This window comes from Micromonospora aridisoli, assembly GCF_056150025.1.
Map to the genome: position 1 here is coordinate 341,910 of NZ_JAXCFK010000004.1, position 14,244 is coordinate 356,153.

Here is a 14,244-nt window from a genome sequence, read left to right on the forward strand (position 1 = left end):
CGCGCCGGGTCACCCTCAGACGCCGTCGGCCGGGTGAGGGGCGACGAGGCCCTGCCGGGTCCGCGCCGCGCACAGCTCGGCCAGTTTCGTGTACGCGGCCTCGCCGATGAGCGCGGTCAGCTCCGGGCGGTACGACAGGTACATCGGGTCGGCACCCACGTGCGCGTCGGTGGAGGAGGTGCACCACCAGTCGAGGTCGTGCCCGCCCGCACCCCAGCCGCGGCGGTCGAACTCGGCCAGCGTCGACACCAGCACCTTCGTGTTGTCCGGCCGTTTCACCCAATCCTGATCGCGGCGGATCGGTAGCTGCCAGCACACGTCCGGCTTGTATTCCAGCGGATGCGCCCCGTCACGCAGCGCCTGAGCGTGCAGTGCGCAGCCGCCCCCGCCCGCGAAGTCCGCGTCGTTGAGGAAGACGCAGGGACCGTCCGCGTGCTGGGTGGCGGTGCGTCGGGCCGGGGTCTTCCCGTCGACGGTGTCGTTCTCGGTCCAGTTCTTGAACCCGCGTCGGAAGTGCTGCCAGGTCTCCGGTGTCAGCCGCTTCACCGCGGCACGGACCCGCGACTCGTCGTCGGAGTCGGTGAAGAACGCGCCGTGCGAGCAGCAGCCGTCGGCCGACCGGCCGGCGATGATGCCGTGGCATCCCCGGCCGAAGATGCACGTCCACCGGGACAGCAGCCAGGTGAGGTCGGCCCGGATCACGTGCCGCTCGTCCGCCGGGTCGACGAACTCGATCCACTCCCGGGGGAAGTCCAGCGGCACCTCGCGGCTGCGCGGGTCGGCCGGGTCGTCCACCAGCACGCGGAGTTCGATCTGCCCTGTCACCCGGCCAGCGTACGCGTGGTGCGGCGGACAGGTCGGCGAGTGACGCGAACCGGGTGGGCCTAGGGTTCTCCCATGCGACTGGGTGTCCTCGACGTTGGTTCGAACACGGTGCATCTGCTGGTGGTCGACGCCCACCGCGGCGCGCATCCGTGGCCGGCGCACTCGGAGAAGACCGTGCTCCGCCTCGCCGAGCAGATCGGCCCGGACGGTGCCCTCCGCGAGGCAGGCGCGGACGCCCTGGTCACGGCCGTGGACGCGGCGCGTACGGCGGCGGCCGGACTGGCGGTCGACGAACTGATCGCCTTCGCCACCTCCGCGGTGCGCGACGCGACGAACGCCGCCGAGGTGCTGGCCCGGGTGCGGAACTCCACCGGCGTACGACTGGAGGTGCTCTCCGGTGCCGACGAGGCGCGGATGACGTTCCTCGCGGTGCGGCGGTGGTTCGGTTGGTCCGCCGGGCGGCTGCTGGTGCTGGACATCGGTGGCGGCTCGCTGGAGATCGCGGCCGGCATCGACGAGGACCCGGACGTCGCGGTGTCGCTGCCCCTGGGGGCCGGTCGGCTGACCCGGGACCGGCTCGGCGTCGATCCGGAGAGCGTCGTACCGCCCGCGCCGGAGACGGTTGAGGACTTGCGGCAGTACGTCGAGGCTCAACTCGATCCGGTGGTCGAGCGGATGATCGAGGTGGGCTGGGAACGGCCGGTGGCAACCTCCAAGACCTTCCGTACGCTGGCCCGCCTCGCCGGTGCGGCCCCCAGCGGTGCCGGGCTCTGGGCCCGGCGCAAACTCACCCGGTCGGGGTTGCGACAGGTACTCGGCTTCATCCGACACATCCCGCCCGCGCAGCTGGTCGAGTTGGAGGGGGTCAGCGCGGGCCGGGCCCACCAGCTACTGGCCGGCGCCGTGGTCGCCGAGTCGGTGATGCGCCGACTCGGGGTGGACTCCCTGGACGTCTGCCCGTGGGCGCTGCGGGAGGGCGTGATCCTCGGCCGGATGGACCGACTGGCTCCGGTGTGATCCCCGTCGTCGTCGCTGTCCGGTTTGCGCACTCTCGTCATGGTGTCTCAACGCGCGGCGGCTACCCTCGGTGGTGTGACTTCCCGCGTCCCGGTGCTCCTGTCCAGTTCCTCGGTCTTCCCTGAGCGGACCGCGGCGGCGTTTCAGCTGGCCGCGACACTCGGCTACGACGGCCTTGAGGTGATGGTGTGGACCGACGCCGTCAGCCAGGACGCGGGCGCGCTGCGGGGACTGGCCGACCATTACGGAGTCCCGGTACTCTCCGTGCACGCCCCCTGCCTGTTGGTGACGCAGCGGGTGTGGAGCGCCGATCCGTGGGAGCGACTCCGTCGGGCGGCGGTGCTGGCTGAGACGCTGGAAGCGCCGACCGTGGTCGTGCATCCACCGTTCACCTGGCAACGGGAGTACGCGCGCACCTTCGCCGAGGGGCTCGACCGGGTCGCCGGGGAGTTCGGCGGCCTGCGGTTCGCGGTGGAGAACATGTACCCGGTGCGGATGGCCGGTCGTCAGTTCGTCCCGTACGTGCCCGGCTGGGACCCCACCGAGGCCGGCTACGCCTCCTACACGCTCGACCTGTCGCACTGCGCGGCCTCGCACACCGACGCGCTGGCGATGGCCGACCGGATGGGCGACGGCCTGGCGCACGTGCATCTGGGTGACGGCACCGGGGAGGGCCGCGACGAGCACCTGGTGCCGGGGCGCGGCAACCAGCCCTGCGCGGAGTTGCTGCGCTCGTTGGCCGGGCGGGGCTTCACCGGCTCGGTGGCGGTGGAGGTGACCACCCGGGGCGCGAAGAGCCGGCAGGTCCGCGAGGCGGATCTTCGCGAGGCGCTGGCCTTCGCCCGCCAGCATCTGAACACTCCGTCGCCGGTCGACGCCTGACCGCCACCGCCGCCGTCCGAGGCCGGAGGGGTCAGGAAACCGGTGTCAGCGGGTCGGGCTGGCTGGGCACGGCCGCCCGTTTGCGGGCCCGGTGGGCCGCCACGTGCGACCGGGTGGCACAGCGCTCCGAGCAGAACCGCCGGCAGCAGTTCGACGAGGTGTCCAGGTAGACGTTGCCGCAGCGGTCGTCGGCGCAGACACCGAAGCGGGCGCTGCCGTACTCGCACAGCCAGACAGACAGGCCCCACACCGCGCCGGCGAGGTACTCCGAACTGACCGAGGCGCCCCGGCTGGTCACGTGCATGTGCCAGTCGTTCGAGTCGTGTCCCGAGATGCGTGGTTGCACCGGGAACGTCTCCAGCAGGGCGTTCAGTTCGTTCACCGCCTGGGCGTCCCGCCCCGTGGTGCCGTACTCGAAGACGTCGCGCAGTCGCTTCTGTGCGCGCCGGAAGGTCGGTAGATCCCGTTCCGCGACCTCGTCGCGCATCCACTCCTGGTCGTCGCAGAAGAGGGCGCGCAGATCGTCGAGGTCGTCCAGTCGTGCGTTGACGAGGTCAACCCCGGTCCGGGCGTACGCGTCGAAGTCCACGCCCCAACGGTAGACGACTCATCCCGGGCGCGGCGCGTCGATGTAGTGCGGCAGGAACCGTGCGTATCCGTCCGTGATGAGACTGGCGCTCTCCCGTAGCCCGGCACCCGCCGATTCGCCGTCGACGATCCAACTGCCCAGCACCATCCGGCTTCCGGCGAACTCCGGCAGCGCCCGGAACTCCTGGTAGCAGAAGCCCTCGTCGCCGTAGTCGCCCGGGTTGCTGATCTCCCCGCCGGGGGTGACGATGCGCACCGCGGCCCCCTCCCGACCGAGCAGCGGCTTGGCGACGTATTCGGGCATCCCGCGCGGTGCGTCCAGGTACGCCGGCAGCAGCAGCTCGTGACCCGGGTACAACTCCCAGAGCACGGCCAGCAGCGCCTTGTTGGACAGCAGCAGCTTCCAGGCCGGCTCGATCCAGGTGGTCGGCGTGCCCGGCGCCAGCGCCAACGGGCCGTACGGCTCGGCCAGCATCCACTCCCACGGGTAGAGCTTGAAACAGGTGGTGACCGGACGGTCGTCGGTGTCGACGAAACGCCGGCCGTCCCAACCGAGGTCCTGGATCGGCAGCAGCTCGACGTCCAACCCGGCCTGGCGGGCGGTCTCGGCGAGGTAACCGGCGGTCATCTGGTCCTCGCCGCTCTCCTCCTCGCGGGACCAGACCACGTGCACCCGTCGGTCGTGCAGCCCGGCGCCGATCTTCGCCCAGGTCGCGACCAGCCGTTCGTGCAGGCTGTTCCACTGGTCCAGCTCCGGCCGGGTGTGCTCCAGCCAGTACCACTGGATGATGCCCGCCTCGACCAGCGCGGTAGGGGTGTCCGCGTTGTACTCCAGCAGCTTGGGCGGCCAGCTGCCGTCGTACCAGAGATCGAAACGGCCGTAGAGGGTGGGTGGCGACTCCCGCAACGACCTGGCGACCGCCTCGGCCGCCCAGCCGGGGATGCCGAACTCGGCGTACCGGTTACGCGTGACCACGTGCTCGGCGGCGGCCACCGACATCCGGTGCAGCTCCTCGGTGGCCTCCTCCAGGCGCAGCACCTCGTCCAGTTCGAAGACGTACGCCGCGGTCTCGTCCCAGTACGACATGACCCCACCGTCGGGCAGTTCCGTGTCGACGTAGACCAGGCCCTGCTGGCGGACGGTCGTGTCCCAGTCGGCACGCGGGGGTACCCGCTCGCGGCGCACGGTCAACCGCCGCAGGCAGCGAGGTGGGTACCGAAGCCGCCCCGGTCGGGCACGGTCGCCCCGACGGGCTCGGGTGCGCCACGGGTGCCGCTGGTCTCCGCCTCGGGTGTCGGGACCCGCATCGCCAGGGCCACCGTCTCGCCACCCCCGGTCGGACCGAGGGCGCAGTCGTCATCGTCGTCGTCGGAGGTCATGTTGCAGCCGGAGAGGGCGAGGGCCAGGGCGGTGAGCGCGCCGAGCTGCACGGAGGCCGACCGGAGCCGGCGGCGGGGGCGTTGTTCCACGTCATGGTTGTAACCGATGAACGCCATTCCGTCCGCCCCGGCCCCGGGCCGACGGGGACCGCACCTGGCGGTCGGGTGGGCGTTACGCTCGGCTCATGCTCCGTTCCGTCATCCTCGCCGCCTCCCGGTCATCCCGGGTCGAGCGGCTCGTCGCGACGGCCCCGTTCTCCCGGGACGTCGTGCGCCGGTTCGTCGCCGGCGCCAAGACCGACGACGCGTTGCGCGCGACCCGCGAACTCGTCGACGACGGTCTCGCAGTCAGCCTCGACAACCTCGGCGAGGACACCGTCACCGGCGAACAGGCCAACGCCATCCGGGACGAGTACCTCACGCTGCTGCGGATGCTCGCCGAGGCGAAGCTCACGCCCGCCGCCGAGGTGAGCGTGAAGCTCTCCGCGCTCGGTCAGGCGTTCGACGAGCAACTCGCCTACGAGAACGCCCGGGCGATCTGCGCCGCCGCGGAGGCGGCAGGTACCACGGTCACTCTCGACATGGAGGACCACACCACCACCGACTCGACCCTGGACATCCTGGCCAAGCTCCGCAAGGACCATCCGTCGACCGGGGCGGTGCTCCAGGCGTACCTGCGGCGTACCGAGTCCGACTGCCGCGAGCTGGCGTCGGCCGGGTCACGGGTGCGGCTGTGCAAGGGCGCGTACCGGGAGCCGGAGTCGGTGGCCTACCAGTCGGCCCGCGAGGTCGACAAGTCGTACGTCCGGTGCCTCAACATCCTGATGTCGGGCGACGGCTATCCGATGCTGGCCACCCACGACCCGCGCCTGATCGCGATCGGCGAGGACCGGGCGCGCTGGTTCGACCGTGACCCCGACCGCTTCGAGTTCCAGATGCTCTACGGCATCCGCCCGGAGGAGCAGGCCCGGCTGGTCGGCGAGGGCTACACGGTCCGCACCTACGTGCCCTACGGCGACGACTGGTACGGCTACCTGATGCGCCGTCTCGCCGAGCGCCCCGCGAACCTGGCCTTCTTCGCCCGCGCGCTCGCCTCCAGGAAGTAGCCCCGCCTGCCTTCGTACCGCCGACCGTCCCCGGTCGGCGGTACGTCACCATGCCCTTGACGAGCAAAGCTAATGCCATTAGCCTTTTGGCTATGACAGTTAGCTTTGTGGAGCGGGACGGCGGCCGGATCGCGTACGAGGTGCACGGGCAGGGGCCGTTGGTGGTGCTCTCGCACGGCATGGGGGAGAACCGCCGCTCCTACCGGCATCTGATCCCACTGCTGGTCGCGGCGGGCTACCGGGTGGCCTCGGTCGACGTGCGCGGCCACGGGGACTCCAGCACCGGCTGGTCGTCGTACGCGCCGGTGGAGGTGGGCGGCGACCTGCTCGCGGTCGTCCGTGACCTCGGTGGCGGCCCCGCCGTCCTGGTCGGCAACTCGTCGAGTGCCGCCGCCGTGGTCTTCGCCGCCACCGACGCGCCCGACCTGGTCAACGGCATCGTGCTGGTCGGCGCGTTCGTGGGGCAGTTGAAGCTCAACCCCTTCATGCGGCTGGCTCTGTTCGTGGTGCTGCGCAGTCCGCGGCTGTTCGGGATGTTCCACCGCACGCTCTTCCCGGTGCACCGACCGGCCGACGACGCCGAGTACCGCCGGCAACTGGTGGTCGCGCTGCGCCGCCCCGGCCGGATGGCGCCCCTGCGGGGCGTGATCCACCCGGTCCAGCCGCACTGGACCGCCCGTGCCCCGCAGGTGCGCCAGCCGGTGCTGGTGCTGATGGGCACGAAGGACCCCGACTTCCCCGACCCGGGCGCCGAGGCCCGGGCCGCCCGGCGACTCTTCGAGGTCGCCGAGGCCCGAATGGTCACCGACGCCGGTCACTACCCGCACGCCGACCGCCCCGAGGCGACGGCGAGCGAGCTGGTCGGCTTCCTGGCGGCGGCCAACCGTGCCTAGAGCCGGGCTCAACCCGGAGGTCGTGGTGCGGGAGGCGGCCCGGCTCGCCGACGAGGTCGGGTACGACCGGCTCACCCTCGCCGCGCTGGCGAACCGGCTCGGCGTGGCGCTGCCCAGCCTCTACAAGCACGTCAAGGGCGCCGAGGCGCTCGCCCAGCGACTCTCCGCGCTGGCCACCGCCGAGATCGCCGACGAGATGAGCACGGCCGCCGCCGGTCGTAGCGGCGACGAGGCGCTGCGGGCCGTCGCCGTGGCCTACCGTTCGTACGCCCGCCGGCATCCGGGCCGCTATCCCGCCACCCAGCGGGTACCGGATCCGACCGACCCGGCACACCTGACCGCCGGGGAGCGCGCGGTCGGAGTCGTCTACGCCATCCTTCGGGGGTACGGCATCGACGGTGACAGCGCGGTGGACGGGGTCCGGATGTTCCGGGCGGCCGTGCACGGCTTCGTCTCGCTGGAGGCGGCCGGTGGCTTCGGGCTGCCCCGCGAGGTCGATCGTTCCTTCGACCGGATGGTCGCCGCGCTGGACGTCGCGTTCCGATCCTGGCCGGTGTCGGGGGAGTCGGACGCCACCTGACCGGGCGGCCCATCGCTCTTTCGCCGGCACCACCGCAGGCCTTACCCTTCGCCGGTGAATCACGGGGGCCCTTCGGCCGACGACCATCCGACACCCGCCGACGCGACGCCGGTCGAGGCGATGCCGGCCGACACGACATCCGCCGACGCGACGCCGGCCGGCGTGCCGGCGACCGACCCGACGTTCAGCGCCACGACGCCGGCGGCGCCCGGGCCGGCAACAGCCGACGCCGGCCCGGTTCCCGCACGTCGCCGACGTCGGCGGTGGCCACTGTGGGCAGCCGTCGTCACGGTCGTGCTGGTGCTGGCCGGGAGCATTCCGGTGGTGCTGTTGTCCGGAGGGCTCACCGACGGCCCGGTAGGGGAGCCGGCGGCGGCCGCCTCGCCGACGGAGAACCCGACCACGGTCGCCGCCAGGCAGGTCGCCGAACGGATCGCGGGGCAGTTGGACAAGCAGTCCGCCGCGTTGCTCAGCGGTGACCGGTCCGGGTTCCTGGGAATCGCGGCTCCCGCCGCCCGGAGTGACCTGCGCCAGCGCTTCACCGCGCTGCGGGCGCTGCGGGTGAAGCACTGGACGGCCCGCCCAAGTGGCCTGCCCACGACAGCCGGCAAGGCCGGGGAGTGGCGACTCGCGGTCGAGTTCCAGTACTGCTTCGTGGTGCCGGACTGCCGTCCCAGCCCGCTGATCGTCCAGACCCGGTGGCGCGACGGTGCCGAGCCGCGACTGCTCGCGTTCGGCAGGTCGAAGACCGCGCCGACGGTCGGCGACCGGGCCAACGGTCAGCCCGGCAGCCTCCCCTGGGAGGTGACCGAGCTGGTCTCGAAGGTGGGTAAGCGCACGATCGTGGCCACCGCACCGGCGCACCGCCACCGGCTGCCGGGCCTGTTGAAGCGGGCCGAGGCGGCGGCGAAGGTGGCCGACGGTTACGCGGTGGCCGGCCAGACGCCCGACCGTTACCGGATCTTCTACGCGGGCCCGAAGGAATGGAAACGCTGGTACGGCGGCGACCATCCGGAGTGGAGCGCCGGCTACGCGATCAATGTCGGCGGCGGTCACTACGAGATCGTGCTCGGGCCCGACAGCTTCGACTACGGTCCCGGTCTCGACGAGGTGCTCCGGCACGAGTTGGCGCACGCCGCCACGCTGCCGGAGAAGCGGGACTACTCGGACGACTCGACCTGGTGGCTGGTCGAAGGGCTGGCGGAACTCGCGGCGACCGACGGCCAGCCGATCGCCCGGTACGACGGGTTGGCCGACACCCGCCGGCTGGTCAGGGGTGACTGGGACGGCAAGCTCGACACCATCGCCCCCGACGACGACAGCTCGGACCGGGCCGTGACCGGCAGCTACGGCATCGCGTACCTGGCCGCCCGCTACTTCCTCGACCGGTTCGGGGAGGAGCGGCTGCTCGCCTTCGCCAAGGTCGTGCTGCACGACCGCCGGATCCCGCGACAGACCGCCGAGGAGATCTTCGACGAGGACTGGACGAGCCTGCACAAGGAGTGTGTCGCGTACATCCGCGCGGCCGTGCGCTGACCGGGGCGGGCGCGGTGCCGCCTACATCGACGGGGGCTCGTAGCATGTGTCCCGTGCGCCGCTCCGACTCGCCGCGGCTGCCAGCCACGCGGCTCCGCCTGCTCACCGCCCTGCTCGCCGTCACCGTCCTGACTCTCACCACCGCCGCCTCCTGCGGCGGCGACGAACCGTCGATCGCGCTCGCCTCGGCGGCGCGGGCCCCCGTGGCCGAGGAGATCGACGCCCCCGCCACGGTTGTCGCCCGGGCCGCAGCCACCCTGACCGCCCCGGCGGACGGCACCCTGGCCCGCCTCCGCGTCGAGCCGGGCCAGCGGGTCAAGCGGGGTCAGGTGCTCGCCGTGATCAACTCACCGTCGGCCCGGGAACGGCTCCGCCAGGCTCGTGCCGCGCTGAACGCCGCGAAGCGGGCCGGAGGCGGTGGCGGCGGCGGGGACCTCGCCGGCTCCCTGCGCGGCACCGACCGCGCCGCTGGTGAGGCGCACGCCGCCGCCCGTGCCGCGGCGGCGAAGATCAGTGATCCGGAACTGCGGAAGGCCCTGCTCACCCAGGTGGAGGCCGCACAGCGACAGTACGACTCGGCAGCCCGGGCCGCCGACCGGGCGGTACGGGAGGTGCAGCGCGGCGTCCGCAACCTGAACTCCGCCGTCGGCGCGCTCGCCACCGCCCAGCGACTCCAGGCGCAGCAGGCGTACGACCTGGCCAAGGCGACCGTCGACGCGTTGACCCTGCGCGCTCCGATCGCCGGGGTCGTGCAACCGGGCGGCACCAGCACCGGCGGTGGCTCGGCGGGTGCGCTCGCCGGGCTGCTGGAGTCGGGCGGGATGCCGACCGGGATCGGCCCGGAGGCACTGGGCACACCGGCCGGACCCCCGCCGGGTGTGGACACCGCGATTCCGGTCGGTGGTCGGGTCACCGCCGGTACCCCGGTGCTGACGGTGGTGGACACCCGCGAGTTGGGCCTGCTCGCCGAGGTCGACGAGACGGACGTGCTGCTGGTCCGGCCCGGACTCACCGGCACCGTCGAGCTGGACGCCGTCACCGGCGCCAGCTACGAGGCGACGGTCCGCTCGATCGACGTACTGCCGAGCACGTCGGCGCGGGGCGGCGTGAGTTACCGGGTCCGGCTCGCCCTCGGCGCCGGCCGCTACGGTGAGGCCGAGCCGGCACCCACCCCACGCCCCGGGATGAACGCGGTGCTGCGGCTGCGGGTCCGGGAGGAGGCGGACGCGGTGACCGTGCCCGCATCGGCGATCTTCTCGATGGACGGTCGCGACACGGTCTGGCTGGTCCGCGACGGCCGGGCCGACCGGGCAGTGGTGACCGTCGGCGTGCAGGGTCAGGACCTGGTGCAGATCGTCGACGGGGTGCAGGCCGGCGACCGAATCGTGATCCGGGGTACCGACCAGGTCCGCGAGGGCCAGGAGGTCGGGTGAGCCGGGAGCCGGCGATCGAGGCGTTCGACGTGTCCCGGACGTACCAACTGGACGGGGTCTCCGTGCCCGCCCTGCGGGGGGTGTCGGTGACCGTCGGGTCCGGCGACTACGTGGCGCTGATCGGGCCGTCCGGGTCCGGCAAGTCCACCCTCATGCATCTGCTCGGCGGGCTGGACCGGCCCACCGGCGGAAGATTGGTGATCGGCGGCCGGGAGGTGAGCGCCCTCTCCGCGCCGGAGCTGGCCCGGTTGCGCAACGAGACCATCGGCTTCGTGTTCCAGGCCTTTCATCTGCTGCCGCGTACCTCCGCCGTGGACAACGTGGCGCTGCCGCTGGTGTACCGGGGCGTCGGCGCGCGCCAGCGGCGTGAGCGCGCCGCGGCGATGCTCGGGCGGGTCGGCCTGGGGCACCGGCTGCACCACCGGCCCAACCAGCTCTCCGGCGGCGAACAGCAGCGGGTGGCCATCGCTCGGGCCCTGGTCACGGACCCGACCGTGCTGCTGGCCGACGAGCCGACCGGCAACCTGGACAGCACCACCGGCGCCGCAGTGCTGGAGTTGTTGGAACGGCTCAATGCCGAGTCCGGGGTGGCGCTGGTGATGGTCACCCACGACGCGGAAGTGGCGGCGCGGGCCCGGCGACGCATCACGATGCGGGACGGTGTGGTCGTCGCCGACAGCGCCGCCCGGCCCGGCGCTGCGGCCGAGTTGGCCGGCGGCGCCCCGACGGACCGCGGAGCCGGCGCGTGAGGCTGGCCGAGGCGTGGCGGGTGGCGTGGGACGCGCTGCGCGCGAACCGGATGCGCAGCGCGCTGACCATGCTCGGGGTGGTCATCGGGGTGGCCTCCGTGGTGCTGCTGGTGGCCATCGGCACCGGCACCAAGCAACGGGTGGAGCAGCAGGTCGAAGGGCTCGGTTCCAACCTGCTGCTGGTCGTACCGGGACGTCTCGACGTGGGTAGCGCCCCGGCGCTCTCCCCGCTCACCCTGCAGGACGTGGAGGCCGTCGGCCGGGTGGTCGGTGACCCGAACCGGGTGGCGGTGACGGTGGCCTCCGGGGCCACCGTGCGGGCCGGCGCCCGGGAGGACTTCACCACCGTGCAGGGGGTGCTGGAGACAACCCCCACCGTCTTCGCCCGGGAACTGGCCCGGGGGCGTTACCTGACCCGTTCCGACGTGGACACCGGCCGGCGGGTCGCGGTGCTCGGCGACTCGGTCGCCCGCTCCCTCTTTCCCGACCGGGAGGCGGTCGGCCAGCAGGTGAACGTGGCCGGCGTCCGCTTCCGGGTGATCGGCGTCTTCGTCCCGCTCGGGCAGAGCCTCGGTGTCGACCGGGACGACGAGGTGCACGTGCCGGTGACCGCCGCCCAGCGGCTCTACGGCACCCAGCGGGTCGACGCCATCGCCGTGAAGGCCCCGGACCGGGAGCGGATCGACGAGCTGGGCGAGCGGATCGTGACCGAGCTGAACGGTCGGCACCCGGGTACCGAGTTCAGCGCCGTCACGCAGGAGCAGATCCTCGGTGTGCTGGGTGACATCCTCGGCATCCTGACCGGTGTGCTGGCCGCCATCGCGGGCATCTCGCTGCTCGTCGGTGGCGTCGGCGTCTCCAACATCATGCTCGTCTCGGTTCGGGAACGGACCCGGGAGATCGGTCTGCGCAAGGCGGTCGGCGCGCGACCCCGGGACATCGGGGTGCAGTTCCTGTTGGAGGCGGTGCTGCTGACCTCGGTCGGTGGGCTCACCGGGATGGCTCTCGGCGTGGGCGGAGCGCTGCTGGTGGCCGCCATCTCACCCATCCCGGCGGCGGTGACCTGGTGGTCGCTGGCACTGGCGTTCGGCGTCTCGGCGGCGGTCGGGATCGTCTTCGGGGTGGTACCCGCCCAGCGGGCCGGCCGGCTCGACCCGGTGGTGGCCCTGCGCGCTGAGTGATCTCTCCGATACCTGCGGCCGAGGTTGATCGTTGCCGAAATCCCGGCTACGGCACCCGACCAGGGGTTTTTCGCCGCCGGACCGGATCCGTTCCATGATCAGTTGCAGGAAGGGATCGCGCCGGTCACAGCCGCCCCGCTACCGTACTGGTAACACGCGCGTCGCCGGCCGCGCGGGAGGACCCGTGTGGCGGCACGCGCCGGGCATGGGATGGGTCGGGTGAGCCATGGCCGGGTCGCAGTCCGACGGTCGGCTGTCGGAGGTCAAGTTCCTGACCGTCGCCGAGGTGGCGACGGTCATGCGGGTGTCGAAGATGACGGTCTACCGCCTCGTGCACAGCGGTGAGCTGACCGCCGTGCGGGTGGGCAGGTCGTTCCGGGTTCCCGAACACGCGGTACACGAGTACCTGCGCGGGGCCTTCCAGGAGACCGCCTGACCCTGGTGCGGGCCGGGCGTGTGGGCCCGGTGGAACGGGCATCGAGCGGGGGCGCGTTGGTCCTGCTGACGCATCCCCGCTACGCTGGACTCCGATCGTGACCGCTGGTGCGCTCCGCCGCCCATCCCGCCGGTCCGATCCCTGTCCGCAAGCGGTCGTCGACGCCACGGCTCCGTGGTGTCCTCCCGGTCGCGCCGCACGTTGCATCGAAAGGCTGTCGTATGGGCTCGGTGGTCAAGAAGCGCCGCAAGCGCATGGCTAAGAAGAAGCACCGCAAGCTGCTGCGCAAGACCCGCGTCCAGCGTCGCCGTCTCGGCAAGTGACCGGTGCCGGGCCCGGGCCCGGCGTCCGTCCTTCGCCAACTGTCGACCCTCGGAGGCTCAGGTGATCAGGCCGTGGCTGCCCCGGCTCGGTCCCACCTGCCGGGGTAGGTGCCAGACATGACCCCCGGTGGCTCCCAGAGCCCTCCGGGGGTTGTCGTCGTGACCGGAGTCAGTCGCTATCTCGGCGCGCACGTCGCCGCCCGGCTCGCCGCCGATCCGCGGATCGACCGGGTCATCGGCATCGACCTGCCGGAGCCGGGCCCCGAGGTCGCCGCTCTGCTCGAAGGGGTGGAGCGGATCCGGGTCGACGCCGGCTCGGTCGGTGGTCTCCTCGCCGACCTCGACGTGGAGACCGTGGTGCACCTGGCTCTGGTCAGCGCCCCGGATCCGCAGCACGGTGGCCGGGCGGCGATGAAGGAGCAGAACGTCATCGGCACCATGCAACTGCTCGCCGCGTGTCAGCGGGCACCACGGCTCCGCAAGATCGTGGTCCGTTCCTCCACCGCGGCGTACGGTGCCTCCTTCCGCGACCCGGCGGTCTTCACCGAGGAGACCGAGCCGCGTGAGGTGCCACGCGGCGGTTTCGGCCGCGACATCCTCGACATCGAGGGGTACGTCCGTGGCTTCCGTCGCCGACGCGGCGATGTCACCGCCACCGTGCTGCGGTTCGCGCCGTTCATCGGCTCGACGGCGGACACCACGCTGACCCGGTACTTCTCCCAGCCGGTGGTGCCCACCATCTTCGGACGGGACGCCCGGTTGCAGTTCCTGCACTTCGACGACGCGTTGGAGGTGCTGCACCGGTCGGTCGTCGAGGACCACCCCGGCACGTTCAACGTGGCCGGCCCCGGTGTGCTCGCGCTCTCCCAGGCGATCCGTCGGGCCGGGCGGGTCGCCGTGCCGGTGCTTGAGCCCGGTCTGTCCGGTGCCGCCGCGCTCGCCCGGGTCATGGGCTTCGGCCGCTACGGCCTTGACCAGGTCGACCTCTTCGTGCACGGTCGGGTGGTGGACATCTCCCGCCTGGAGCGGGAGTACGCTTTCACGCCCCGCTCGACCGCCGCCGCCTTCGGCGACTTCATCCGCGCCCACCACGGGCGTGCCGTGGTGACCCGGGCCCAGCTGGCCGCTGCCGAGCAGGTGGTGCTCGACCACATCCGGCAGGTCCGTACCGCCGTCCGGGAGCGGTCGTGACCGGTCCCGAGGAACGGCGCGACGGGGCGCGCCTCGACGACCGGTACGCCGTACCGCCGCCGGTCGCGCCCGACGCGGACCCGGTACGACGCAACGGGCACCGCCCGGCCGGCGCGGACCAGGC

15 protein-coding genes and 1 pseudogene are annotated in these 14,244 nt (G+C 72.5%); 12 read left to right on the forward strand and 4 right to left on the reverse strand.

What is annotated here, in order from left to right:
- Nucleotides 1-15: 15 nt before the first annotated feature.
- Nucleotides 16-825, reverse strand: coding sequence for a DUF3109 family protein (locus SM447_RS11020; protein ID WP_474572650.1), 810 nt, complete (start codon nucleotides 823-825; stop codon nucleotides 16-18).
- Nucleotides 826-897: 72 nt separating this feature from the next.
- Here SM447_RS11020 and SM447_RS11025 point away from each other — a divergent pair, with 72 nt between their 5' ends.
- Together SM447_RS11025 and SM447_RS11030 are read left to right on the forward strand one after the other, a co-directional pair.
- Nucleotides 898-1,842 (forward strand): Ppx/GppA phosphatase family protein, encoded by a 945-nt coding sequence (locus tag SM447_RS11025; protein ID WP_474572651.1) that lies wholly within the window; start codon nucleotides 898-900, stop codon nucleotides 1,840-1,842.
- Between the two features lie 75 nt (nucleotides 1,843-1,917).
- Nucleotides 1,918-2,724, forward strand: a complete 807-nt coding sequence (locus SM447_RS11030) for a sugar phosphate isomerase/epimerase family protein (protein WP_474572652.1) — start codon at nucleotides 1,918-1,920, stop codon at nucleotides 2,722-2,724.
- Nucleotides 2,725-2,755: 31 nt separating this feature from the next.
- Here SM447_RS11030 and SM447_RS11035 read toward each other — a convergent pair whose 3' ends face one another.
- The 3 genes from SM447_RS11035 to SM447_RS11045 are packed head-to-tail and all read right to left on the reverse strand — an operon-like array spanning nucleotide 2,756 to nucleotide 4,809.
- Complete coding sequence (locus SM447_RS11035; protein ID WP_474572653.1) at nucleotides 2,756-3,313, reverse strand: CGNR zinc finger domain-containing protein; 558 nt, start codon at nucleotides 3,311-3,313, stop codon at nucleotides 2,756-2,758.
- 18 nt (nucleotides 3,314-3,331) lie between these two features.
- A complete protein-coding gene (locus SM447_RS11040) occupies nucleotides 3,332-4,498 on the reverse strand; it encodes a glutathionylspermidine synthase family protein (protein ID WP_474572818.1) in 1,167 nt (388 codons plus the stop codon).
- Nucleotides 4,499-4,500: 2 nt separating this feature from the next.
- The gene (locus tag SM447_RS11045; protein WP_474572654.1) at nucleotides 4,501-4,809 is read right to left on the reverse strand and encodes a hypothetical protein; all 309 of its coding nucleotides are present in this window, start codon (nucleotides 4,807-4,809) and stop codon (nucleotides 4,501-4,503) included.
- A gap of 68 nt (nucleotides 4,810-4,877) precedes the next feature.
- Between SM447_RS11045 and SM447_RS11050 the strand changes: the two genes are divergently transcribed.
- The 10 genes and pseudogenes from SM447_RS11050 to SM447_RS11095 all read left to right on the forward strand — a co-directional run bounded on the left by SM447_RS11050 (nucleotide 4,878) and on the right by SM447_RS11095 (nucleotide 14,120).
- Nucleotides 4,878-5,798, forward strand: a complete 921-nt coding sequence (locus tag SM447_RS11050; protein WP_474572655.1) for a proline dehydrogenase family protein — start codon at nucleotides 4,878-4,880, stop codon at nucleotides 5,796-5,798.
- Between the two features lie 92 nt (nucleotides 5,799-5,890).
- Entirely contained in the window at nucleotides 5,891-6,691 is an 801-nt protein-coding gene (locus SM447_RS11055; protein WP_474572656.1) for an alpha/beta fold hydrolase, read from the forward strand.
- Entirely contained in the window at nucleotides 6,684-7,271 is a 588-nt protein-coding gene (locus SM447_RS11060; RefSeq protein ID WP_474572657.1) for a TetR/AcrR family transcriptional regulator, read from the forward strand. Before SM447_RS11055 ends, SM447_RS11060 begins: the two co-directional genes overlap by 8 nt.
- 54 nt (nucleotides 7,272-7,325) lie before the next feature.
- Nucleotides 7,326-8,807 (forward strand): hypothetical protein, encoded by a 1,482-nt coding sequence (locus SM447_RS11065; protein ID WP_474572658.1) that lies wholly within the window; start codon nucleotides 7,326-7,328, stop codon nucleotides 8,805-8,807.
- A gap of 44 nt (nucleotides 8,808-8,851) precedes the next feature.
- Nucleotides 8,852-10,240 carry an efflux RND transporter periplasmic adaptor subunit gene (locus SM447_RS11070; RefSeq protein ID WP_474572659.1) on the forward strand — a complete coding sequence of 463 codons (1,389 nt, stop codon included), beginning with the start codon at nucleotides 8,852-8,854 and terminating at the stop codon, nucleotides 10,238-10,240.
- A pseudogene (locus tag SM447_RS11075) lies at nucleotides 10,237-11,032 on the forward strand (ABC transporter ATP-binding protein); the annotation flags it as partial. The gene SM447_RS11070 and the pseudogene SM447_RS11075, both read left to right, overlap by 4 nt.
- Entirely contained in the window at nucleotides 10,986-12,170 is a 1,185-nt protein-coding gene (locus SM447_RS11080; RefSeq protein WP_474572660.1) for an ABC transporter permease, read from the forward strand. The pseudogene SM447_RS11075 and the gene SM447_RS11080, both read left to right, overlap by 47 nt.
- A 226-nt stretch (nucleotides 12,171-12,396) precedes the next feature.
- The gene (locus SM447_RS11085; RefSeq protein WP_007465625.1) at nucleotides 12,397-12,606 is read left to right on the forward strand and encodes a helix-turn-helix domain-containing protein; all 210 of its coding nucleotides are present in this window, start codon (nucleotides 12,397-12,399) and stop codon (nucleotides 12,604-12,606) included.
- A gap of 221 nt (nucleotides 12,607-12,827) precedes the next feature.
- Nucleotides 12,828-12,929 carry a 30S ribosomal protein bS22 gene (locus SM447_RS11090; RefSeq protein WP_007465623.1) on the forward strand — a complete coding sequence of 34 codons (102 nt, stop codon included), beginning with the start codon at nucleotides 12,828-12,830 and terminating at the stop codon, nucleotides 12,927-12,929.
- A gap of 117 nt (nucleotides 12,930-13,046) precedes the next feature.
- Complete coding sequence (locus tag SM447_RS11095) at nucleotides 13,047-14,120, forward strand: NAD-dependent epimerase/dehydratase family protein (RefSeq protein WP_474572661.1); 1,074 nt, start codon at nucleotides 13,047-13,049, stop codon at nucleotides 14,118-14,120.
- The last annotated feature ends 124 nt before the right edge of the window (nucleotides 14,121-14,244 follow it).